This window comes from Rhodococcus sovatensis (assembly GCF_037327425.1).
In the GTDB taxonomy this organism is placed as follows: Bacteria; Actinomycetota; Actinomycetes; order Mycobacteriales; family Mycobacteriaceae; genus Rhodococcoides; species Rhodococcoides sovatense.
The window spans coordinates 421,174-442,852 of record NZ_CP147846.1 but is presented as its reverse complement, the minus strand read 5'-3'; the positions used below and the strand labels follow the sequence as shown (position 1 = coordinate 442,852).

Sequence of the window (21,679 nt, the reverse complement as noted above, 5' to 3'; positions counted from 1 at the left end):
CCTCGGAGTCACATACCAACCATGGTGACCGAATGTCTCATTCGGTCACCATGGGGCAGCGCCCCAGCACCGCTCGGATGGTCCATCCATACGATCAGATAGCTCCGAAGGTCCATTCAAGCGGAAGGAGGGGGGAGGCCAAACTACCCCCGACCCCAGTTCTCTATCCACTCGATGGCCGTGAGCTTGCCCGGCTGAGCGCCGTGGACCTGGGCGGATGTTTCGGCCCCACGGATGCGCCGGGCGAAGTCCAACACGTTCCGCCGCAGCAGGTCTTCCGCGCTCTCGCCGCCGTGGCTGTGGTCGTCGCCGATGTGCACGACGCGCAACTCTTCGGGGACGAGTTCGTCCGGCAGACCTGCCTTTTTCGCGCGGGAGACGATTTTCTGCGTCAGGGCGAGGGCGGGCTGGGCGAGCGCGATTCCGTCGAGGCAGGAGCCCCGCGCCTTTTCCGAGGCCTTCTTCTCTTCCCATGCCTTCTCTTGCGCTGCAACGTCGATCGGGCCGGTTGAACCGTCCGTCAGGTGCGGGGTCCGGTGGGTCAGCTTCGCAACGAGACCCGCTGCCACGTCGTCGACATCGAACGAATTCTCTGCCGCATCCTGAGCGATCCGCGAGTGGAACAGCACCTGCAACAGGATGTCGCCGAGCTCTTCCTCGAGGTCGACGAGGTTGCCACTGTGAATGGCATCGAGAAGCTCGTACGTCTCCTCCAACAGATAGCCGCTCAAGGATGCGTGCGTCTGCTGCGCTTCCCACCCGCCGATCGTCCGCAGCCGATCCATCAGGACAACCGCCGCAATGAGGTCGTCGCCTGGCAACTTCGGCGACGCGATGACGCGCTCGCCGCGCCGGACCCTCTCCTGCACATCGAGGTTCGACGGATCGGTACTGACCAGAACCTCGGCCGAACCATCCCCGTGTGCGGTCCCCGAGAACAACCACCGCGTGCGCACCGGTACCTCTTCGGTGAACTGCACGACACCGCTGAGGAATTCGATCGCTTCGGCCGGAACCATCGTCGGCCGCACGGGATCGAGCAGAACAACCGTCATCACACCCCCACAGTCTGCTCCAGCAACACCGAACGCGACGGCTTTCCATCGAGTGAGAGCATGAGATCGGCGATGTACTGGATCAGTTCGACGTCGCGAACTCGTGCCGCACCGACACCGCCACCTTCGACACGCGGAAGCGGTAGTTGCACCACACCGGTCGTCGCACGGTAAGCGGCATTCGGGTACAGACGCTTGAGGCGGATCTGCTTCGAATCCGGCAGCTCCATCGGAGCCAATTTGATCTGAGTTCCGGAGACGTTGACGTCGGTGAGGCCGTACTCCTTGGCGATGAGACGCAACTTCGCGACCGACACGAGACGTCCCACTTCTTCCGGCAGCGGACCGTAACGGTCGACCATCTCGTCGATGACAGCAGCGATGCCCTCGGAATCGGCTGCAGCAGCGAGCTTCCGGTATGCCTCGAGACGAAGTCGATCACTGGTGACGTAGTCGGGCGGGATGTGCGCGTCGACCGGAAGATCGATGCGCACTTCCTTCGGCGCCTCGTCCGTCGTGATCGGCTTTCCATCCATCACTGCCCGGTACGCCTCGACCGCTTCACCGACGAGCCTGACGTACAGATCGAATCCGACGCCCGCGACGTGACCGGACTGCTCGGCACCCAGAACGTTGCCTGCACCGCGGATTTCGAGGTCCTTCATCGCGACGGCCATGCCCGCACCGAGATCGGAGTTCTGCGAGATGGTCGCCAGCCTGTCGTAGGCCGTTTCGGTGAGCGGCTTCTCGGTGGGGTACAGGAAGTATGCGTATCCACGTTCGCGGCTGCGCCCGACGCGGCCACGCAACTGATGCAGCTGCGACAGTCCGAGCGAATCACTTCGCTCGACGATCAACGTGTTCGCATTGGAAATGTCGAGACCCGTTTCGATGATGGTCGTACACACCAGAACGTCGGTCTCACGCTCCCAGAATCCTTGCACCGTCCGCTCGAGTGTCTCCTCGTTCATCTGGCCGTGCGCGGTGGCGACACGGGCCTCGGGAACCAGATCGCGAATCTTCTTGGCAGCCTTGTCGATCGAGCTGACTCGATTGTGCACGAAGAAGACCTGACCGTCACGAAGCAACTCACGGCGAATGGCCGCGGCAACCTGCTTGTCGTTGTAGGCACCGACGTAGGTCAGGACCGGGTGCCGCTCTTCGGGCGGAGTGAGAATGGTCGACAACTCACGGATACCCGCGAGGCTCATCTCCAGAGTACGAGGAATAGGCGTCGCCGACATCGTCAGAACATCGACGTGAGTTCGAAGCGACTTGATGTGCTCCTTGTGCTCGACGCCGAAGCGCTGCTCCTCGTCGACGATGACCAACCCGAGGTCCTTCCACGTGACACCGGTCTGCAGCAGCCGGTGAGTACCGACGACGATGTCGACGGTGCCGTCGGCAAGGCCTGCCATGACCGCCTTCGAGTCGGCCCCGTGTGTGAAGCGCGAGAGCCCTCGGACCGTGACCGGGAACGCAGCCATTCGAGCGGTGAACGTCTGCAGATGTTGCTGAGCCAGCAGGGTTGTCGGCACCAACACGGCGACCTGCTTACCGTCCTGGACAGCCTTGAATGCCGCACGAACAGCGATCTCGGTCTTGCCGTAGCCGACGTCGCCGAGAATGACGCGGTCCATCGGGACCGGCTTCTCCATGTCCGCTTTGACCTCGGTGATCGCGGTCATCTGGTCCATCGTCTCGGTGAATCCGAACGCGTCTTCCATCTCGCGTTGCCATGGCGTGTCGGGGCCGAAAGCATGACCGGGCGCTGCCTGGCGCGCCGCGTATAGCTGCACCAGTTCGCCGGCGATCTCTCGAACTGCCTTGCGCGCTTTGCGTTTGGTGTTTGCCCAATCCGATCCGCCGAGCTTGCTGAGCGAAGGGAGCTCGCCTCCCACGTAGCGAGACAACTGGTCGAGCGAGTCCATCGGTACGAACAGACGGTCACCCGGCTGCCCACGTTTGCTCGGTGCGTACTCGATGACCAGGTACTCACGACGAGCACCTCCGACTGTCCGTTCGATCATCTCGACGAACCTGCCGATCCCGTGTTGATCGTGTACGACGCTGTCGCCGGCGACCAATGCAAGCGGGTCGACCTGGTTCCGCCTCTTGGCGGGCATCTTTCGGCCTTCGGTTGCTGCGACCCGGTTGCCGGTGAGGTCGCTCTCGGTGACGACCACCAGCTTGGCGTCGGGAAGAATCAACCCTTCGTGCAACGAACCGCATAGAACGCTGACGACGTCGGGAGCCGGCTCTGCGCCCGATTCGATATGCACTGCAGGCACTTCGGCTTCGCCGAGTCGCTCGATGATCCGCGTCGCCGTGCCTGCACCGGCAACCGCGATCACAGCGCGACCTCCGGTGGCGACATGCGCCCGCAGCATCGCGTAGACACCCGTCAGCAGCTCCTCGGAGCCGCGGACCTCGGGGACCGTCTCGACGGCCAGTTCCACTTCCTCGCCGCTGCCCGACGACAGTGGGCTGATGGTCCACCACGGCCGCCCCAGCGATTGGGCCGATTCGCGGATCTGCCGCAACGACCGGTATGCCGACGCGCCGAGGTCGAGGCTCACGCCGCCCAGACTCTCCGTGTTGACAGTCGACGTGTCGAGCGGAGCGGCGCCTCCGACCGACGCCGCCGTCCACGACGCCTCCAGGAACTCCTGTCCGGTTCGAACCAAATCTGTTGCGCGCGTCCGGATCCTTTCAGGATCGCAGAGTAGAACGTGTGATCCGTCGGGAAGAACGTCGGCGAGCAGCTGCAACTCCCCCGGCTGCAGCAGGGGAAGCAACGCCTCCATTCCCTCGACAGGGATGCCCGCGGACAGCTTGTCCAGCATCTCGACGAGAGCGGCGTCGGCTTGATTGTCGGCGGCGAGGACAGCCGCACGATCGCGGACCGTCTGCGTGAGAATCAGCTCGCGGCACGGAGGCGCGATGACGGAGACGATCTCTATGTCGGGGATCGAACGCTGATCGGAGACCGAGAACGCACGCAACTCGGTGACCTCGTCGCCCCAGAATTCGACGCGCACCGGATGGTCTGCCGTCGGGGAGAAGATATCGAGGATGCCGCCTCGGACCGCGAACTCACCGCGTTTGCCGACCATGTCGACCCGCGTGTAGGCGAGTTCGACCAGACGGTGGATCAACCCGTCGAAGTCGATTTCGACTCCCACCTTCAACCCGATCGGTTCGATCTCGCCGAGGCCGGGCGCCATGGGTTGAACCAGCGAACGGACGGTGGTGACGATGACCTGCAGCGTCGGACCGTAGTCCTTGTCATCCGGGCGAGCCAACCTACGCAAGACCTCGAGCCGACGGCCCACGGTGTCCGCACTGGGTGAGAGGCGCTCGTGCGGCAACGTCTCCCACGACGGGAATTGGACGACGGCGTCGCCGAGGATCTGTTGCAGCTCGGTCGTCAGGTCGTCGGCTTCGCGACCGGTGGCCGTGACGACGAGTACCTGCGCTCGCTGCGCGATCGCGGCGGCAACGAACGGCCGTGAGGAGTTCGGCGCGACCAGGATGCGCTCGGGGGCACCGACCGCGTCGGCGACGGCCACCATCGACGAATCCGTCAGCGCGACACTGGCCAGACCCGAGAGTTGCAGAGCCGCGTCGGGAACGACCGGGGCCGACCGAGAACTGGAAGCGGCAGGCAAAGAATCGGAAGACAACAGCAATGCTCCTGAACGTGTCGTGGGCGACGGCTGCGCGCGGACAATCGTGGTCGAGTCTATGGGAGCACACCGACACAGGGGCAGGCGGGAGAGTCGATGACCTCCAGGTCACCTCAGAGCGGCGTCGAGCATCTCGACAAGCGTTTCTGCTGCGGCAGCCGAATCATATGGGGGGTCGTGCAGGCACTCGGTGACGATGGCGTCGATGGCGCCGCCGATGATGATCGCGAGCGAGCGTGAGTCGACGGCGTGCGAGCCGCGCGCTGCGACCGCCGAGTCGATGACGTCGGCAAGAGGTCGCCACCTCTGATCCGGGGTGTGACCGTGGGCGGGGTTTCCGAGGGCCTCGATCATCATGCGCGTGTGCCGAGGGTTCTCGCGCAGATGGCCGATCATCGACCTCACGTACGCCTGGGGACCGTTCTGTGCGTCGACCGACTCGACCGCCCGGGCAACATCGTCGACCAGAGCGGTGAGAACGAACTGGTACGCGGCGTCCATCAGTGCATCCTTGGTCCGAAAGTAGTACAGCACAGCGGCTTTGGTGATGCCGACACTCTCTGCAATGCGGGCGAGCGAGACCTTGGCGTACCCATGCTCGGCCACCGCGTCGATCGTGACGTCGATCAGCTGAGCGCGTCGGGCCTGTTCGATGAAGCTCGGTTTCTCGGTTGCCACACTCGAAACCTTACCGTACGGTCAAATTACTTACCGCGTGGTTAGGAGTGGCATGAGCGACCAGCCCAGCAAGCCCCGACGCAGATACCTACGCATCGCCGCAGGCGCTGTGATCATCGGCGCGGTCGCCGTCGCGTTCGTCATGCGGTCGCCGTCACCCGTCGGACACTGGAACAGCGCGGACGACCAAGATCGATTCCTCACCGCATACGACCGGGCTTTCCAGGACCTTCCCGCTCCGGCCGAGACACTGGACATCCGCACCGACTACGGAGTCGTCCGCGTGTATCGGTTCGACGGAACCGGGACGTCGACGCACCCGCTGTTTCTGCTGCCCGGCCGCTCCTCGGCCACTCCGGTGTGGGCAGACAACCTTCCTGGCTTGCTGACGATCGGAGACGTGTACACCGTCGATCTGCTCGGTGAACCGGGGCGCAGCATCCAGGAGCGTCCGATCTCGGGCGACGACGACCAGGCTGCCTGGCTCGACCAAACGCTGACGGCCCTGCCCATCAGCAAGGTTCACCTGGTCGGACTGTCCATCGGCGGGTGGACTGCGGCTAATCTCGCGCTCCACGACGACTCGCGCATCGCCACTCTGACCCTGATCGATCCTGTGCAGGTGTTCGCCGACATCCCGTGGAGCACCGCGATCCGCGCACTACCCGCCGCTGTGCCGTGGCTTCCCAAATCGTGGCGGGACAGCTTCAACTCGTACACCGCCGGTGGCGCAGAGGTCGAGAACGTCCCCATCGCTGACATGATCGAAGCCGGCATGCATGCGTACTCGCTGAAGTTGCCGCAACCGACGCGGATTACCGAAGACCGCCTCGCGGCACTCGACGTGCCGGTTCTGGCCGTCATCGCCGGACGGTCGGTGATGCACGACGCACAGGAAGCCGTCGACACCGCAGAGCGGGCGCTGCCCAACGGAACTGTGCAGCTCTACCCGGACGCGTCACACGCCGTCAGCGGTGAATACCCTGACCGGCTGCGGGACGACATCGCCGAACTGGTCGACGACAACAACGACAGGTGACGCTAGTGCCGGATGACGCGCCGGGCCGCGAACTCGCGGAAGTACTCGACCTTGCCCGCCGTGACGAGAGAAGGCAGCAGGTAATACCAGAGCCGTTCCATCCGTGATGGCAACTCGTCGGTAGTGCCGGTGGCGACGGCCACCATGTGCACTCCGGTCAGGATTTCGAGGACCAACGCCCCGATGGTGTTGGGATCTGCATCGGCGGCGAGGTCACCTTGCTTGATCGCTTTGGCCGCCAGTGCGTTGAACGACTCGCTCCACCCCGCCATGACGTTGCCCTGGGTTCCGCGGTAGTCGCCGATCTGGTGGCTCAAGCGCAGCATCGCTGACACCATGGGGTCGCTGACCGCCATGTCGACGACGATGTACGAAATACCGATGGCAGCTTCGAGGGCCGGAATTCGACCGTCGTTGAACTGCTGGCACGCCGACGTGAGCCTGGCATTGCCCTCGTCGATGACCGCCCGCGCCAGCTCTTCCTTCGAGCCGAAGTGGAAGTACAGAGCACCCTTGGTGACCTGTGACTGGGAGATGATTTCACTGAGGCTCGCGTTCGCGTAGCCAAGGCGCAGGAAAACATTCGCGGCACCCGACAGCACGGTGTCGCGCGTGATTTCGGCGCGTGCCTGTCTGACCATTGGATCCGCCTTCGCAATACTGGACTGCCACTGCGCAAATTACGAGCGAACGGTACCACCCAGTGGCATTCTTACCTCGGCCAACGTGCTTATGGTCCGAACCGGTTGTTCATGGACCCTGTGAAGTTGCTCTCAACGTCCAAAGCAAACGCTACCCCCTCTTTCCCCCACAGGTGCGCAAAACGTCGGCTCATTCGCGACCCAATTTCGGCGCTGCCTCCAGATTGGTCAATCCGTTCCAACACAAGTTGACAACGTGAGCGGCAACCACCTCCTTCGGCGGCTCTCGCACGTCAAGCCACCACTGCGCCGTCATTGACACCATTCCGACGAGCGCTTGCGCGTACAGCGGCGCGAAGCCGGCGTCGAAACCTCGGCGAGTGAAATCACTCGCCAGAATGTGCCCGACCTGACCGACTGCGTCGTTCAACAACGACGAGTATTTGCCGTCGGGAGCGGCGACGGGCGAGTCGCGCACGAGGATTCGAAACCCGTCGGTACGTTCCTCCACATAGGTCAGCAGCGCGAGGGCGACACGCTCGACCCGGATCCTGGATCTGTTCTGCGACAGCGAGGACGTGATCATCTGCAACAGAGTGGACATCTCGCGGTCGACGATGACCGCGTACAGGCCCTCCTTGCCGCCGAAGTGCTCGTAGACGACGGGTTTCGACACATTCGCGCGCCCGGCGATCTCCTCCACCGACGTCGCCTCGTATCCCCGTTCCGCGAACAGAGACCTGCCGATCTCGATCAATTGCTCACGGCGCTGCGTACCCGTCATGCGGACGCGCGGCGCCCGCTCGGGTTCGGACATCGATGTACCTCCCACTAGATAGGCCGTTCAGCTCAGGTCCCCGCCGACCGGCGACGAACGGTCTCACCACCCGAGCCTAATGGGACGAATGACACCGATCGGAGGGAGCGGTTCGACCTACGGCCACATCTCATGCGAGACTCGTTGCGCTCGGCGGGAGACCCGTGGCCGTAGTCTGTTCGTTGCAGGCACCGGCCATCGGTGAAACCGCTGGTCCATGATCCGCCGTGGTGTAATGGCAGCACCTCTGATTTTGGTTCAGATAGTTCAGGTTCGAGTCCTGGCGGCGGAGCGAGAAACATCTGCCTTTCACGTTGTAGTCAAGCGAAATGTCGCCGAGGAGCTCAGTTGCCATTGCACACCGCCGTGGTCGTTCTCGCAGCTGGTGCAGGCACCCGGATGCGCTCGAAGACCCCGAAGGTTCTGCATCCTCTGGCCGGTCGCACGATGCTCGCCCACGCCCTACATGCAGCTGCCGACCTGGGACCCGACCATCTCGTCACCGTCGTCGGCCATGATCGCGAGCGGGTCACCGAATCCGTCGCCGAATTGAGCGCCGAACTCGGTCGAGATATCTCCACCGCCGTTCAGAACGAACAGCTCGGCACCGGCCACGCAGTGCAGTGCGGTCTTCGCGCATTGCCGGACGACTTCGAAGGCACCATCCTCGTCACGGCGGCAGACGTCCCGCTGCTCGACGGGCACACCCTGAAGGCCCTGCTCGACGAGCACCTCAGCGCCCCACTGCCTGCGGCTGCGACGGTCCTCACCTTCGTACCCGAGGACGCCAACGGGTACGGCCGCATCGTTCGGACGTCGGACGATCAGGTGGCCGAAATCGTCGAGCACGCCGACGCCACCCCGGCGCAGATTCTCATCGACGAGGTCAACTCCGGCGTCTACGCCTTCGACGCCGCAGCGCTGCGCTCGGCGCTCGGCAAGCTGAGCACGGCCAACGCTCAGCACGAGCTCTACCTCACCGACGTCGTCAAGATCAGCAAAGTCGACGGTCTTCCCGTGTACGGCACGCAGCTCGCAGACCCTGATCTGGTGATGGGCGTCAACGACCGCGTGCAGCTCGCGCACGTGACGAGGGTGCTCAACCGCCACATCGTCGAGCGGCACATGCGCGCCGGGGTGACGGTCGTCGACCCGGCAACCACGTGGATCGACATCGACGTAACCCTTGGATCCGACGTTCGTCTCGAACCCGGCGTCCAGCTGCTCGGCAGTACCCACATCGGCGAGGACGCGGTCGTCGGACCGGAGACGACGCTGCGCGACGTCGTCGTCGGTGATCGCGCGTCGGTCGTGCGCACCCAGGCAGACAAAGCCACCATCGGGCCCGGCGCTTCCGTCGGGCCGTTCGCATATCTGCGTCCAGGATCCCAGATCGGCGTCAGCGCCAAGATCGGCACGTTCGTGGAGACGAAGAACTCCACGATCGGCGACCATTCCAAGGTCCCGCATCTGACGTACGTCGGGGACGCGACGATCGGCGAGCATTCCAACATCGGAGCGTCCAGCGTCTTCGTCAACTACGACGGTGTGAACAAGAGTCGGACCATCGTCGGCTCGCACGTACGGACGGGATCGGACAACATGTTCGTGGCCCCCGTCCGAGTGGGCGACGGCGCCTACACCGGAGCCGGAACCGTGCTCCGCAACGATGTACCACCGGGGACGCTCGCCGTCTCCGCTGGGGCCCAGCGCAACATCGACGGCTGGGTCGAGAAAAAGCGTCCAGGCACCGCAGCAGCGGAGGCTGCCGCGCGTGCCCTGGCAGCCGAGTCGGCACAAGCGCACGAATCAAAGGACGGCGAACAGCAGTGAGCACCCCGAATTGGATCGACAACCAGAAGAACCTCATGCTCTTCTCGGGTCGAGCACATCCCGAACTCGCCAAGCAGGTGGCGAAGGAACTGGGAATCGAGGTAACCCCACAGACCGCGCGCGACTTCGCCAACGGAGAGATCTTCGTTCGCTTCGAGGAATCGGTTCGAGGCTCCGACGCCTTCGTACTGCAGAGCCACCCGTTCCCGCTCAACACCTGGCTGATGGAACAGCTCATCATGATCGACGCGCTCAAGCGCGGATCAGCCAAGCGGATCACCGCGATCCTGCCGTTCTACCCCTACGCCCGCCAGGACAAGAAGCACCGCGGCCGTGAGCCGATCTCGGCACGCCTCGTCGCCGACCTCCTCAAGACCGCAGGCGCCGACCGCATCATCACCGTCGACCTGCACACCGATCAGATTCAAGGCTTCTTCGACGGCCCGGTCGATCACATGCACGCGCACAGCCAGTTGGCCGATCACATCCGCGGCAAGTACAGCCTCGAGCACATCACCGTCGTCTCCCCCGACTCGGGCCGCGTACGCGTCGCCGAGAAGTGGGCCGACAGCTTCGGTGGCGCACCGCTGGCGTTCATCCACAAGACTCGTGATCCCCTGGTGCCCAACCAGGTCAAGTCGAACCGGGTCGTCGGTGAAGTCGAAGGCCGCACCTGCATCCTGATCGACGACATGATCGACACCGGTGGCACCATCGCCGGCGCAGTGAAGGTCCTCAAGGAAGCAGGCGCAGGAGACGTCGTCATCGCCGCCACCCACGGCGTGCTGTCCGACCCCGCTGCCGACCGCCTCGCCAACTGCGGAGCCAAGGAAGTCGTCGTCACCAACACCCTCCCGATCACCGACGAGAAGCGCTTCGAGACACTCACCGAGCTGTCCATCGCACCGCTCCTCGCCCGCACCATCCGCGAGGTATTCGAAAACGGCTCGGTGACAAGCCTGTTCAACGGATCTGCATAGGTCGTTCCGCGGGCTCCACTCCCACGGATCTGCATAGGTCGTTCCGCGGGCTCCACTCCCACGGATCTGCATAGGTTCTGCATAGCCCTTACAGTCTGTTCGGTTTCTTTACACCCGCTCCGCCACCGCCTCCCCGCTGCAATGAACTTGGTCACTACCACGGCCGATAACCGCAGTTCACCGGGGAGGGGGTGTGCGGAGCGGGTTGCGTTGTACCCTAAGATGACTCGTCGTGATCGACGCGCAAACATTGGACAGTCCTGCAGCAACTTCTACCGTCCGTATCGCACGTTGGACCCCGGGTGGGTGCGTCTGGTGCGGGAGCACCGATTCGATCGAGACCTATCGCAACGAACCGCGCTGCGGCCTCTGCCGCGAAAAAGAATCCATCATCGACGATGCGAAGCACTTCATCGGAATGTACGGTCTGCGTCCACTCGGCGGCACTCTCGCATCCGAGGACGAGGAAGAGCGCGAGTTCCGCGTCAGCGCCCGTGATGCGCGTGAGGTCCTCAACCGCATCCGCCTGGAAAAGCTGCCCGACCCGGCGGCCGTCCGCAAAGCGTTGCGCCCGAGGGCCGCTGCGGCTGTAGCTGCTCCCCCGGCCACCCGTCCCGGATCTACCGGTGCGACAACGGCAAAGGCCGCACCGAAGAAGTCCCAGGCCGGTGTCAGTGGGATCGACATGATCGAACTGGAGTCCCGGGTCCGCAAACTCCTCGACCAGCTTCAGAGCGTCGACGAGCAGATCTCAGCTCTCGATGGCCAGCAGGGCCTCCCCGCCCGCGCCCGCATGAAGGATCTGGACAGGCAGCGCACCACCGTGCTGAGCACGTTGGCCGCCCTGGAGAAGGCGCGCCGCCGGGGCTGACTATAGATCGTGGGCAGGGAGGCACAGTTGCGCTCCGTAGAGCTGGGATCCCGCTCAATTTTCGCGCAACTGTGCCTTCACGCCCACACTCACTAGTGGTCGACGGTCGATCCGTAGTCTGGTCGAGTGCTGCGCAAACGACTGACGTCACCTCAGGCGGTCGACATCGTCTACGCGGTCGTGTTCGTGCTGGTCCTGTTCCAGGCCGCTGTTCGAGGGGTGTCCGGCACGGCAGGACTCTTCGTTCTCCTCGGATTCGGTGTCGCCCTCGCCATCCGTCGACGATCACCCCGATGGTCGCTGGCCCTCGCCTGGATTTTGGCCCTGGTGCAGATGGCCGGTTCCGTACTCGTTCTGGCCAGCAACGTCGCGATCTTCGGCATCCTCTACTGCTCCGCGGCGTACGGGAGCAAGCTGCTCCGGCAGGTCGGACTCGGATCTGCCGTCGTGGGCGGCATCATCGCTGCGTGGTATCTCACGTATGTCAGCGAGGACCCGTTCGCCAGCGGAACCGAACCCTTCCGCGATCTGCAGCAGTTTCTCGTCATTCTCGCGGCCCTGTGGGCAGTCCTCGGGTTGTCGTGGGCACTCGGCAGACTGTCCTATGCCCGACGCAGCGCGATCGAGGCCGCACATGCCCAGGAACTCGCCGAGCTCCAACAGGCCCGAGCCCAGAACGACATCGCAATCGAGCAGGAACGCAACAGAATTGCCCGTGACATGCACGACATCGTGGCGCACTCGTTGGCCGTGGTCATCGCGCAGGCCGATGGCGCGCGGTACGTTCGCGCCGTCGACCCGGACGCTGTCGACTCGGCGTTGACGACAATTTCCGCGACTGCCCGTGAGGCGCTCGGGGACGTCAGAGTTCTCCTGGCTCAACTGCGACACAGCGAAGACGATCTACCCACGCCCGCGGTCACCGACATCGGACGACTGATCGAACGAATGCGGGCCGCAGGGTTGCGCATCGATGCCACGATCGCTGATCCTCCGGCTGCCGTCGGTGCCGCTGCCGGGCTCGCTCTGTATCGCATCGCGCAGGAATCGTTGACCAACGCACTGCGTCACGGCGACGTAGCCCAGGATGTCACCGTCACACTCGTCAGTGACTCGGCCGGGGCGGAACTCGTCGTAGCCAACGCACTTTCCTCGTCGAGCCAGACGGCGAGCCACCACGGTCATGGGGTCGTCGGGATGCGCGAGCGGGCTGCCCTGTCCGGCGGTGTGTGTACCGCAGGCGGCGCCGACGGACGATGGACAGTCCGGGCATGGATTCCCACAACGAAGGGAACGTGAGTGAACGACTCCCCCATCCGGGTGGCACTCGTCGACGATCAGCAGCTGTTCCGAGCCGGAATCAGAATGTTGGTGTCCTCGCAGGCCGATCTCGAATTCGTCGGCGAGGCCGGCAACGGCCGTGAAGGTGTCGAATTGGCGGCGGCCACGTCGCCGGACGTCATACTGATGGACATCCGAATGCCCGTGCTCGACGGCATCTCTGCGACGACCGAAATCGTGACGGCCATGGCGAGCCCACCGAAAATTCTCGTGCTGACGACGTTCGATCTCGACGAGAGCGCGGCCCGGGCGATCAAGGCCGGTGCCAGCGGGTTCGTGCTCAAGGACGCTGATCCCGAGTTCCTACTGGCGGCGATTCGGACCGTCCACGCGGGCAATTCGGTCATCGCCGCATCAGCGACGACTGCGCTGCTCGGTCACTACACCGACACACCCGCCGAGCCGGTGATCCCGGAGCGGTTCACTCGCCTGACCTCCCGCGAGCAGGAGATCTTTCGGCTCGCCGCGACCGGCATGAGCAACTCTGAGATCGCGGCGAGCGAATACCTCAGTGAAGCAACGGTGAAGACACATCTCAGTCGGATCTTCACCAAGCTCGACCTGCGCGACCGGGTCCAGTTGGTGGTGTTCGCCTTCGAGCACGGCCTGGCACGCTGACGTCGGTCAGGGGACGAGGTTCGATTCGTAGCATGCGGTGATCGCGGCAGCACGGTCGTACAGTGCGGCCCGAAGCGACTGCGGTTCGAGCACGTGCGCATCGGTGGCGAGTTGCCACAGAGCCCATTCGGCGTGGCGTGCATCTTGGAAGGTGACTTCCAGCCGCAGCCAACCGTCTGCGTCCGATTCCTCGGCTAGGACCGCCAACGCGGTGTTGATCAGCTCGTCCCGTCGCCTCGGATTCACGCGGACCACTGCGCTCACTCCTGTGCCCTCGCTCCTAAACCGCGTGCTGCGTTCCCGCCACAGTCGTTCGAGATGGATCCGATCCGGGCGCTGTGCCGGTTCGGACAGCGCTTCGGCGTCCAGCAGCCTCGACAACCGGTAGGTGCGGTCCGCCCCGTCTCTCGTGGCCAGGAGGTAGCCGCGGTCGCGAACAGTGACCAGTCCAATCGGATCCACCGTTCGCCACTGCGCGTCTTTCCCTTCCGGTGCGTAGTGGATGCGCAACTTGTGTCCAGCGAGCACTGCGCGCCGCACCTCGACCATGACGGCGGCAGGTACGAGCTCGATGTCCGATCGACGCGACAGGAGATCGAACTCCGGCTCGATCAGAAAGCGATCGGCCGCATCGCTCGCGGTGTTTCGGTTCCCGTCGGGCAGCGCGTCCATCACTTTGCGCAACGCCGACGCGAGCGCCGATCCGAGGCCGAAGACCTGCTGACCGCTCCCCGACCCTGCGGCCGCAAGCAGCGCGAGTGCCTCGTCGTGATTGAGTCCGGTCAGTTCGGTGCGGAAACCGGGCAACAGCGCGAACCCGCCGTGGCGACCACGCTCGGCAGACACCGGAACACCTGCCACCGAGAGCGCCTCGACGTCGCGGAGAACGGTGCGGGTCGACACTTCCAGCTCGCGGGCAAGGGCATCCGCCGTCATTCGCCCGCGCTGGCGCAACAGCAGTACCAGCGAGACCAACCTGTCGGCGCGCATGCCGCGAAGAGTACCGAAATACATGACCAAGGATGTCGTGAATTGTTGCGAGGCTGTTGTGCGTACTCGAATTGCACGCGAGATGAATGGAGCACACTTTCGATGGAACGAACTGCGATCAATCCGGTGACGTGGTCGGTGGACATGGGATTCAACCAAGCCGAGTTGGTATCCGGGCACACCAAAACCCTGTATTGCTCCGGCCAGACCGCGACCGACACCGACGGCGCACCCCGGCACGACGGGGACATGGCGGCCCAGCTCGCGCTGTGTCTGGACAACGTCGAAGCCGTACTCGTCGACGCCGGAATGACCCTCGCGCATCTGGTCCGGCTGAACGTCTACACCACAGACGTCGATCAGCTGTTTCAGCACTACGGCGTCCTCGCAGCAAGATTGGGTGCTGCCGGAGCGGCCCCGGCGACCACGATGCTCGGAGTGACGCGGCTCGCACTAGCCGGTCAGATGGTCGAACTCGAGGGGACTGCGGTCGCCTGAGCCGCTGACCTGCCCGTGCGCCAAACGAATACGACCCATGTCATCATTTGCGCGCGGACAGGTCATCCTCGGGATGTACGAACCGACTACTCCAGCCTGATTCTTTGCCGAGCCGACGCTCATAACGTCGTAGCCATGACGAACACAACTTCCCCCGTCGCTCGCGTACACCGAGTACGTAAGAGCTACGGTGACACCACGAACATCGTGCACGCACTCGACGACGTGTCCTTGGACGTGCATCGAGGCCAATTCACTGCCATCATGGGCCCGTCCGGCTCCGGCAAATCCACGCTCATGCACATCATGGCCGGTCTGGATTCCGTCACCTCCGGCCAAGTCGTGCTCGCGGACACCGACATCACTCGCCTCGGCGACGACGCCCTCACCGAACTTCGACGACGCCAGATCGGCTTCATCTTCCAGGCCTTCAATCTCGTTCCGACGCTCGATGTCCGCGCCAACATCATGCTTCCGTTCGAGCTCGACGGACATGCACCTACCGAATCGGAATCGGCATGGGTGGCGCAGCTCATCCAGACGCTCGGTCTGAGCGAACGGACCGGTCATCTACCGCACCAACTGTCCGGCGGGCAGCAGCAACGAGTCGCCATCGCCCGAGCGCTCGGCTCCACGCCACACCTGATCTTCGCCGACGAACCGACGGGCAACCTCGATTCCCGCACCGGCCGAGAGGTTCTCGCACTCCTGGCCGCTGCTGCCGAGGAATACGGGCAGTCGATCGTCATGGTCACCCACGACCCGATCGCCGCCAGTTACGCCGACCGTATTGTTTTCCTCGCCGACGGACGCATCGTCGACGAGCGGCGCCGGTCGACTCCAGAGCAGATCTCGGGTTACATGCTCGCGATGGAGAAGGTCGCGTGAGGGCCGCGACCGGTTCGACCGCACGCAACGACCACGGTTCGAGCATCCTGGTGACGGCACTGGCGTCGTTCTTCGGTGTGGTACTGATCCAGGCGACTGCGTTCCTGCTCGACATCTTCGGCGAGGACGGTCAAGGCGCCGTCGCCGTCGCGCTGTACTGCGTGGCGATGGTGTTCATCCTGCTGGCGCTCTACGTAGCGTCGGTCGTCACTGCCAACACGTTCTCCACTATCGTCGCGGGTCGCACGAAAACAATTGCGCTGCTGCGGCTTCTCGGCGCCTCCGGTCGCGAACTGCGACGCTCTGTCTCCCGCGAAGGTCTGTCGGTGGGGTTGTTCGGCGCCGCCGTCGGGCTTGTGGTCGGCGTCGCGCTGAGCCACCTCGCGCGAGCTGTCGCGGTCTCCGCCGGCAAACTCCCCGACGTTGCCTACACGACGGTTCAGCCGCTGGTTGCGTTGCCGGTCGTCATCGTCGTCGGGACCACGTGGGTAGCGTCCTACGTCGGGGCAAAGCGAGTCCTCGACGTGACGCCCATTCAGGCCACCGGCGCGATCGTCGAAACCCACGACGGCGGTGCTCGTCGGCGCAGAGCCCGAACGACGTTCGCCATCGTCCTGATCGCGGGCGGGGCGATGCTGCTCGGACTCGGAGTCATCGTGGGAACCATGACGCCCGCAGGTGTTCTGGTCGCATTCGCCGGTGGCGCAGCGTCCTTCACCGGAATCATGGTGGGTGCCCACCGGATCGTTCCGTGGATCCTCCGCCATGTCGGACGCCTGTTCGGCAATGCACCCGCGGCACGCTTGGCCTCCGCAAATGCAACGAGATACCCGGAGCGCAGCACTCGAACGGCGCTCGGTTTGTTGATCGGCGTCACCCTCGTCGTGACCTTCGCGGTGGCGATGTACAGCTACCGGTCGATGCTGCAGAACGAGTTCAGCGAGGAATCTCTCGATCAGGTACTGACCGTCACCGTCGGCATCATGACCGGTCTCATCGGCTTCTCCGGCGTCATCGCCGCAGTCGGGATGGTCAACAATCTCTCGCTCAGCATCATGCAGCGCACCCGCGAACTGGGATTGCTACGCGCACTCGGGTTCACCCGCAGACAGATTCGAGGAATGATCGTGTCCGAAAGCGCCCAGATGGTGATTGCGTCGATGGGATTCGGGCTTCTCCTCGGCATCGTCTACGGGTGGGCTGCCGCGCAATCGCTGCTGGGATCGATTGCCCAGTCAGGTATTCAGTTGCCGACGCTACCGTGGGCCGTCATCGTAGGAACCGTTCTGTGCGCCGCGCTTCTCGCACTCGGCGCGTCGCTGATTCCGTCGCGGCGAGCGAACGCCATAGCGCCGGTGGTCGCTCTCGCCGACGCATGAGCGAGGTGACCTCAATGACGCTCAGCGAGTGTCGCTGCGCCGAGCCAGGATGAGGGCGAACCGTTCCTGCGGATCCGTCCAGAACTCGTCGATGCGGAATCCCGCGTCGACGAGTTCTCGTTGGATCCCCTCGCGCCGGAACTTGGCCGAGATCTCGGTGCGGAGTTCTTCGCCCTCGTCGAAGGTGACGTCGAGATCGAGGTCCTCGATACGAACCTGCTGAGTCCGCGTGGCGCGCAACCGCATCTCGATCCACTCCGCGTCGGCGTTCCACAACGCGACGTGTTCGAAGTTCTCGCTGTCGAAGTCGGCGCCGAGTCGGTCGTTGAGCACGGACAGCACGTTCGCGTTGAACTGCGCGGTAACCCCTGCCGCGTCGTCGTACGCGGGAACCACGACATCCTCGTCGATGACGAGCCCGACACCGAGCAGCAAAAACTCACCCGCGATGAGAGCCTGTGCGACGTCGGCCAGGAAGACGGCTCGCTCGTCGGGAATGAGATTGCCGAGAGTGCCGCCCAAGAAGGCGATGGTACGGCTCCCGTCGGCAGGCAGATTCTGGAGCGTATCGGTGAAATCGCTGACGATTCCCTGCACTTCGAGCGACGGAAACTCTTGCGTGAGCTGGCCTATCGCCCCTTCCAAAGCCGACGGTGACACATCCTGCGGTACGTACTTGCGCAGCGACCCGTGCTTGGTCCCGGCGGCGATCAGCAGCCGTGTCTTCTCCGAGGATCCCGAACCGAGTTCGACGAGAATAGCTGCGTCGGTCCGTTCGGCGATGTCGTAGGCATGCGCCTCGATCAGCGCCCGCTCGGTGCGCGTCGGATAGTACTCGGGCAGCTCGGTGATCTGTTCGAACAGCGCACTGCCTGTTGCGTCGTAGAACCATTTGGGCGAGAGCCACTTCGGTGACGCCGTCAGGCCCTGCCGCACGTCTGTGCGGAGGTCCTCCAGGAGCCTCTCCGGTGAAATGTGCACATCGAGTGCGATGTCCGACACGGTTTCTCCTTCAATCGAGGTCGGTGATGTCGACGTGGCCGGGGCGAGCGACAACGAACTTGCGGTCGCCGATCGCCTCCCACCCGGGGCTGTCGTCGAGAGGTTCGGATGCGACGGTGACCGAGTCCTCGGTCCGCAGAACGGACAACGCGTGGTGCCGCGTGGTGGCGTACAACGTGGAGCCGTCACCGAGGAGAAGGTTCAGACGTGGCCCAGGAGAAGACTGCTCGACGCGTGCGACGAGCATCCGCAGCGCCTTCTCCGGCTCGTGTTCGGCCAACAGGTGCCGGAGCACCACCCACAGCGCCGCGGAATCCGTCGGCGCGGGGAGGGTCAAGAGGTCTTTCGTGGGCACCTCCGACACCAGATCAACCATGGCGTCGGGCCACCCGAAAACGACGCCGTTGTGGCTGAAGGCCCAGGTGTCGTCGATGAACGGCGCACAAGCACTCCGCTCGACCGGCATCCCGACCGTGGCCGAACGGACGGCGGCTACGACGGCAGTCGACGAGAGTCCGGTGAGCACATCGTCCACGGCCGGATCCGACCAGATCGGCATCGAATTGCGATAGCTCGACAACCCGGTCGTTCCGCTGGTCCACCACGCGGCACCGAAGCCGTCTGCATTGATGGTCCCGCCGCCGCGCATGTCCTTCGGCGCCCAGGACTGCACACGCAGTGAGTTGGACCCCTGTGTCAGGACCTCACCCACGCTGCGTGCCGGACCGAGATAGCCCAGGTGTCTACACATCTCGTGCGCACCTGAAGCCAGCGAAGATCTGCCTCCGAATCGGGTGGTCCCAGTTGCGGAATGTCCCGCGGCACGCAACCTCGTCGGTACCGAAGGATCCGCCGCGCAAAACCCGGTAGTCACCGCGCAGAAACACCTCGGAGTACTCCGCGTACGGGAACGGAGCGAAGCCCGGATACGGCCCGAACTCCGAGGATGTCCACTCCCACACGTCGCCGATCAACTGGTGCACGCCGTGCGGTGACGCGCCTGCCGGGTATGCGCCGACATCGGCGGGTTCGAGGTGGCGTTGCCCCAGGTTGGCGTGCAGTTCGGTCGGTTCGGCGTCGCCCCACGGGTACTTGCGAACACTCCCGGTGGACGGATCGAACCGTGCCGCCTTCTCCCATTCTGCTTCCGTCGGAAGACGTTTGCCTGCCCAGTTGGCGTACGCCTCGGCCTCGAAGAAGCACACATGCACCACGGGCTGGTTCGGCTTCACCGGTTCCGTCACCCCGAATGCCCGACGCCACCAGCTTCCGTCTGCATCGACCTCCCAGAACTGTGGTGCGCGGAGACCTTCGCTTGTGCGGTGGGCCCAACCGCGCTCGCTCCACAGTTCGGGCCGGTCGTACCCGTCATGTGCGATGAACTCCGCGTACTGACCGTTGGTGACGGGCGCGACGTCGATCGCAAACGTCGGAACGTACGTTGCATGAGCGGGGCGTTCGTTGTCGAGTGCCCATGGGTCGAGGGTGGTTCCCATGGTGAATTCGCCACCTTCGATGATCGCTTCACCGGTTGCACTGACGCGTGATCGCGGCGGCTGCGGGGCGTGCAGAACAGCAGGGCCGGTGCGGAGTTGGTGGGTAGCGAGCATCGTCTCGTCGTGCTGTTGTTCGTGCTGCGCGACCATCCCGAAGGCGAAGCCGTCCCGTTCGAGCCTGCGGCCGTCGAGCGGGCTGTTACCGAGGACGTCCCACACCTTCTCCCGGACCGTCGACACGTACTTGCGTGCCTCATCGGGAGACAGCAAGGGCAGCGCGCGCCTGCTGGACCGGGAATGCTTGAAGGCGTCGTACAGTTCGTCGATGTCCTGGCGCACCGGTTCTCGGCCGCCGACGTCGCGAACGAGCCAGAGTTCTTCTTGGTTTCCGATGTGCGCCAGATCCCAGACGAGAGGGCTCATCAGTGGAGAATGCTGCGCAGTGAGGTCGGTCTCGTCGACGCACTCGGTGAGGGCAGCGCTCCGTGCCCGGCTGCGCGTCAGAACGGTCTCGACCTTGCTCCTGAGGTCTTCGATGCTGGTCACACCGACTCCTTTGTCGTAGCCGCGTTGTTGCTGAATGTGGGCGGTTCACCGGTGCGACATCGTTCGGCGGCTTGTGCCACGACGTCGCCGTACGCGTCGGAATTGGCTGCGGCCAGGTGCAGCAGGTCCTCGGCAGCCGAGCGCAGGCAGTGATCGGCCAGTCCGTGCCGTGCCGCGTCGACCCAGCGGCCCGCAGATCTCCGCGCAAGGTCGGTGGCGTGCGAGGTGATCGCTGGATCGGACAACAACGCGTCGAAAACCGCAGTGGGGACGACCCACTGACCGTCGGGTTGCGCGTCGAGGTATCTGACCTCGAGATGCCCGCAGGCCCGCACGTGGGGAAACAGCGTCGTCAAGTGGTAGCCGAGATCGGCAGTGGTCGGCGACCGGCCGACGAGTTCCTCGTCCTCGATCCACTGCGCGAACGTCGTTCCCGCCGGTGCATCCCAGCTCTCACCGTCGCTGCGGATGCACAGCAGAGGTACATCCAGGGCCCAGCGCGCGTAGTCGGTCACCGGGTCAGCGGTGGCCGGGACTTCGGTTCTGCTGTCATCCAATTCGAGCCAGGTGCGCATGCGTTGCGACGCCCAGTGCCCGGCGGGAGCACCGCGAAGCGTCGGTGAGCACGCGAACGCTGCTACGAGCGCCGGCCCGACGGTCTCGAGCATGGTCCACCGCCGCGCGACGTCGGCGCGATCGGTTCCGGCGTCGACGCTCACCTGCGCGGCCGCGGTATTGCACATCATGAGCTTGCCGAACGGCCCGATGGTGGTGAACCGGTTCTCCATCGCGCAGTACCGCGGCAGAACCAGCAGGCGCTGAGGGTCCCTGTCTTGATCGGCCGGAGCCGACGCCATGCCGAGGTGGCCGGCGTCCATCAGCGACGCCAGCATTTCGGCGTCGGCATCCAATGCCCGTTGAAGTTCCTGCACGGAGGCGTGCGGTGCGCTGGACAGTTCGATCTGGCCACCGGGTTCGATGGTGACAGCACTACCGCCCGGCAACGTCAGGGCGGGTGAATTCGGTGCGATGCTGCGCGGTGCGTACTCGCCCAGCGCAGTGGCAATATTGTCGAGCGACGGCCTGTCGCCGTTCTTCGTGTAGGTCAACCATTCGAGTTCGGCACCGATGAGTTGCGGTGGTCCGAGCTTGAAACACACTTTGGACACGTACGCCTCGGCGGCCGGCCGCGAGCTCAGATTCAGTGACTTCTCGTTGGACGACACATCCGCCTCCTTGTGTTCCGAGCACATCTACCCTGACCGGTTCGCGCCGAAACGCCGCGCTTGTGGCAGCCTTGCTTCGACAGTAGCCACGA

The 21,679-nt window shown here is 64.3% G+C and carries 19 protein-coding genes and 1 tRNA gene; 10 read left to right on the top strand and 10 right to left on the bottom strand.

All coding sequences use genetic code 11. From position 1 onward, the window contains the following. Nucleotides 1-143: 143 nt before the first annotated feature. The 3 genes from WDS16_RS02030 to WDS16_RS02020 form a co-directional block, all read right to left on the bottom strand. Nucleotides 144-1,055 (bottom strand): MazG family protein, encoded by a 912-nt coding sequence (locus WDS16_RS02030; RefSeq protein ID WP_338890114.1) that lies wholly within the window; start codon nucleotides 1,053-1,055, stop codon nucleotides 144-146. Then, nucleotides 1,055-4,630: a transcription-repair coupling factor gene (gene mfd, locus WDS16_RS02025; RefSeq protein WP_338893226.1), complete on the bottom strand. Its 3,576-nt coding sequence runs from the start codon at nucleotides 4,628-4,630 to the stop codon at nucleotides 1,055-1,057. The genes WDS16_RS02030 and mfd overlap by 1 nt, the downstream gene beginning before the upstream one ends. Before the next feature lie 222 nt (nucleotides 4,631-4,852). Continuing rightward, entirely contained in the window at nucleotides 4,853-5,422 is a 570-nt protein-coding gene (locus WDS16_RS02020) for a TetR/AcrR family transcriptional regulator (protein ID WP_338890113.1), read from the bottom strand. 52 nt (nucleotides 5,423-5,474) lie between these two features. On the opposite strand from WDS16_RS02020, the gene WDS16_RS02015 reads away from it, so the two are divergent. Beyond that, nucleotides 5,475-6,461, top strand: a complete 987-nt coding sequence (locus WDS16_RS02015; RefSeq protein ID WP_338890111.1) for an alpha/beta hydrolase — start codon at nucleotides 5,475-5,477, stop codon at nucleotides 6,459-6,461. A 2-nt stretch (nucleotides 6,462-6,463) separates the two neighbouring features. Here WDS16_RS02015 and WDS16_RS02010 read toward each other — a convergent pair whose 3' ends face one another. Together WDS16_RS02010 and WDS16_RS02005 are read right to left on the bottom strand one after the other, a co-directional pair. Continuing rightward, nucleotides 6,464-7,102 carry a ScbR family autoregulator-binding transcription factor gene (locus tag WDS16_RS02010; protein ID WP_338890110.1) on the bottom strand — a complete coding sequence of 213 codons (639 nt, stop codon included), beginning with the start codon at nucleotides 7,100-7,102 and terminating at the stop codon, nucleotides 6,464-6,466. Nucleotides 7,103-7,292: 190 nt separating this feature from the next. After that, nucleotides 7,293-7,919, bottom strand: a complete 627-nt coding sequence (locus tag WDS16_RS02005; RefSeq protein WP_338890109.1) for a TetR/AcrR family transcriptional regulator — start codon at nucleotides 7,917-7,919, stop codon at nucleotides 7,293-7,295. Nucleotides 7,920-8,140: 221 nt separating this feature from the next. On the opposite strand from WDS16_RS02005, the gene WDS16_RS02000 reads away from it, so the two are divergent. The 6 genes from WDS16_RS02000 to WDS16_RS01975 all read left to right on the top strand — a co-directional run bounded on the left by WDS16_RS02000 (nucleotide 8,141) and on the right by WDS16_RS01975 (nucleotide 13,562). Further along, a tRNA-Gln gene (locus WDS16_RS02000) sits at nucleotides 8,141-8,211 on the top strand. A gap of 56 nt (nucleotides 8,212-8,267) precedes the next feature. After that, on the top strand, nucleotides 8,268-9,752 hold the full coding sequence (gene glmU, locus WDS16_RS01995) for a bifunctional UDP-N-acetylglucosamine diphosphorylase/glucosamine-1-phosphate N-acetyltransferase GlmU (RefSeq protein WP_338890107.1): 1,485 nt from the start codon (nucleotides 8,268-8,270) through the stop codon (nucleotides 9,750-9,752). After that, nucleotides 9,749-10,732 carry a ribose-phosphate diphosphokinase gene (locus WDS16_RS01990; protein ID WP_338890105.1) on the top strand — a complete coding sequence of 328 codons (984 nt, stop codon included), beginning with the start codon at nucleotides 9,749-9,751 and terminating at the stop codon, nucleotides 10,730-10,732. The genes glmU and WDS16_RS01990 overlap by 4 nt, the downstream gene beginning before the upstream one ends. 232 nt (nucleotides 10,733-10,964) lie before the next feature. Then, the gene (locus tag WDS16_RS01985) at nucleotides 10,965-11,603 is read left to right on the top strand and encodes a hypothetical protein (protein ID WP_338890103.1); all 639 of its coding nucleotides are present in this window, start codon (nucleotides 10,965-10,967) and stop codon (nucleotides 11,601-11,603) included. Between the two features lie 126 nt (nucleotides 11,604-11,729). After that, nucleotides 11,730-12,902, top strand: a complete 1,173-nt coding sequence (locus WDS16_RS01980; protein WP_338890101.1) for a sensor histidine kinase — start codon at nucleotides 11,730-11,732, stop codon at nucleotides 12,900-12,902. After that, entirely contained in the window at nucleotides 12,903-13,562 is a 660-nt protein-coding gene (locus WDS16_RS01975) for a response regulator transcription factor (protein ID WP_338890100.1), read from the top strand. Nucleotides 13,563-13,568: 6 nt separating this feature from the next. Here WDS16_RS01975 and WDS16_RS01970 read toward each other — a convergent pair whose 3' ends face one another. After that, the gene (locus WDS16_RS01970; RefSeq protein WP_338890098.1) at nucleotides 13,569-14,552 is read right to left on the bottom strand and encodes a transcriptional regulator; all 984 of its coding nucleotides are present in this window, start codon (nucleotides 14,550-14,552) and stop codon (nucleotides 13,569-13,571) included. 102 nt (nucleotides 14,553-14,654) lie between these two features. Between WDS16_RS01970 and WDS16_RS01965 the strand changes: the two genes are divergently transcribed. The 3 genes from WDS16_RS01965 to WDS16_RS01955 all read left to right on the top strand — a co-directional run bounded on the left by WDS16_RS01965 (nucleotide 14,655) and on the right by WDS16_RS01955 (nucleotide 17,317). Beyond that, nucleotides 14,655-15,050 (top strand): RidA family protein, encoded by a 396-nt coding sequence (locus tag WDS16_RS01965; RefSeq protein WP_338890096.1) that lies wholly within the window; start codon nucleotides 14,655-14,657, stop codon nucleotides 15,048-15,050. Between the two features lie 135 nt (nucleotides 15,051-15,185). Further along, nucleotides 15,186-15,938 carry an ABC transporter ATP-binding protein gene (locus WDS16_RS01960; RefSeq protein WP_338890094.1) on the top strand — a complete coding sequence of 251 codons (753 nt, stop codon included), beginning with the start codon at nucleotides 15,186-15,188 and terminating at the stop codon, nucleotides 15,936-15,938. Then, complete coding sequence (locus WDS16_RS01955; protein ID WP_338890093.1) at nucleotides 15,935-17,317, top strand: ABC transporter permease; 1,383 nt, start codon at nucleotides 15,935-15,937, stop codon at nucleotides 17,315-17,317. Before WDS16_RS01960 ends, WDS16_RS01955 begins: the two co-directional genes overlap by 4 nt. Before the next feature lie 21 nt (nucleotides 17,318-17,338). Here WDS16_RS01955 and egtD read toward each other — a convergent pair whose 3' ends face one another. The 4 genes from egtD to egtA are packed head-to-tail and all read right to left on the bottom strand — an operon-like array spanning nucleotide 17,339 to nucleotide 21,614. Then, the gene (gene egtD, locus WDS16_RS01950) at nucleotides 17,339-18,319 is read right to left on the bottom strand and encodes an L-histidine N(alpha)-methyltransferase (RefSeq protein ID WP_338890092.1); all 981 of its coding nucleotides are present in this window, start codon (nucleotides 18,317-18,319) and stop codon (nucleotides 17,339-17,341) included. Nucleotides 18,320-18,329: 10 nt separating this feature from the next. Beyond that, nucleotides 18,330-19,070: an ergothioneine biosynthesis protein EgtC gene (gene egtC / locus WDS16_RS01945; protein ID WP_338890091.1), complete on the bottom strand. Its 741-nt coding sequence runs from the start codon at nucleotides 19,068-19,070 to the stop codon at nucleotides 18,330-18,332. Continuing rightward, complete coding sequence (gene egtB, locus WDS16_RS01940; RefSeq protein ID WP_338890090.1) at nucleotides 19,063-20,361, bottom strand: ergothioneine biosynthesis protein EgtB; 1,299 nt, start codon at nucleotides 20,359-20,361, stop codon at nucleotides 19,063-19,065. The genes egtC and egtB overlap by 8 nt, the downstream gene beginning before the upstream one ends. Continuing rightward, nucleotides 20,358-21,614, bottom strand: a complete 1,257-nt coding sequence (egtA, locus tag WDS16_RS01935) for an ergothioneine biosynthesis glutamate--cysteine ligase EgtA (protein WP_422395744.1) — start codon at nucleotides 21,612-21,614, stop codon at nucleotides 20,358-20,360. Before egtA ends, egtB begins: the two co-directional genes overlap by 4 nt. Nucleotides 21,615-21,679: the final 65 nt, after the last annotated feature.

What these genes read in the sequence shown, in the direction of transcription:
- WDS16_RS02030 (WP_338890114.1), bottom strand. Translation starts at nt 1,055, where the DNA reads ATGACGGTTGTTCTGCTCGATCCCGTGCGGCCGACGATGGTTCCGGCC.
- mfd (WP_338893226.1), bottom strand. Translation starts at nt 4,630, where the DNA reads ATGGTGGCCGTCGCCGACGCGGTCGGTGCCCCCGAGCGCATCCTGGTC.
- WDS16_RS02015 (WP_338890111.1), top strand. Translation starts at nt 5,475, where the DNA reads ATGAGCGACCAGCCCAGCAAGCCCCGACGCAGATACCTACGCATCGCC.
- WDS16_RS02010 (WP_338890110.1), bottom strand. Translation starts at nt 7,102, where the DNA reads ATGGTCAGACAGGCACGCGCCGAAATCACGCGCGACACCGTGCTGTCG.
- WDS16_RS02005 (WP_338890109.1), bottom strand. Translation starts at nt 7,919, where the DNA reads ATGTCCGAACCCGAGCGGGCGCCGCGCGTCCGCATGACGGGTACGCAG.
- WDS16_RS01970 (WP_338890098.1), bottom strand. Translation starts at nt 14,552, where the DNA reads ATGCGCGCCGACAGGTTGGTCTCGCTGGTACTGCTGTTGCGCCAGCGC.
- WDS16_RS01965 (WP_338890096.1), top strand. Translation starts at nt 14,655, where the DNA reads ATGGAACGAACTGCGATCAATCCGGTGACGTGGTCGGTGGACATGGGA.
- WDS16_RS01960 (WP_338890094.1), top strand. Translation starts at nt 15,186, where the DNA reads ATGACGAACACAACTTCCCCCGTCGCTCGCGTACACCGAGTACGTAAG.
- egtC (WP_338890091.1), bottom strand. Translation starts at nt 19,070, where the DNA reads ATGTGTAGACACCTGGGCTATCTCGGTCCGGCACGCAGCGTGGGTGAG.
- egtA (WP_422395744.1), bottom strand. Translation starts at nt 21,614, where the DNA reads ATGTGCTCGGAACACAAGGAGGCGGATGTGTCGTCCAACGAGAAGTCA.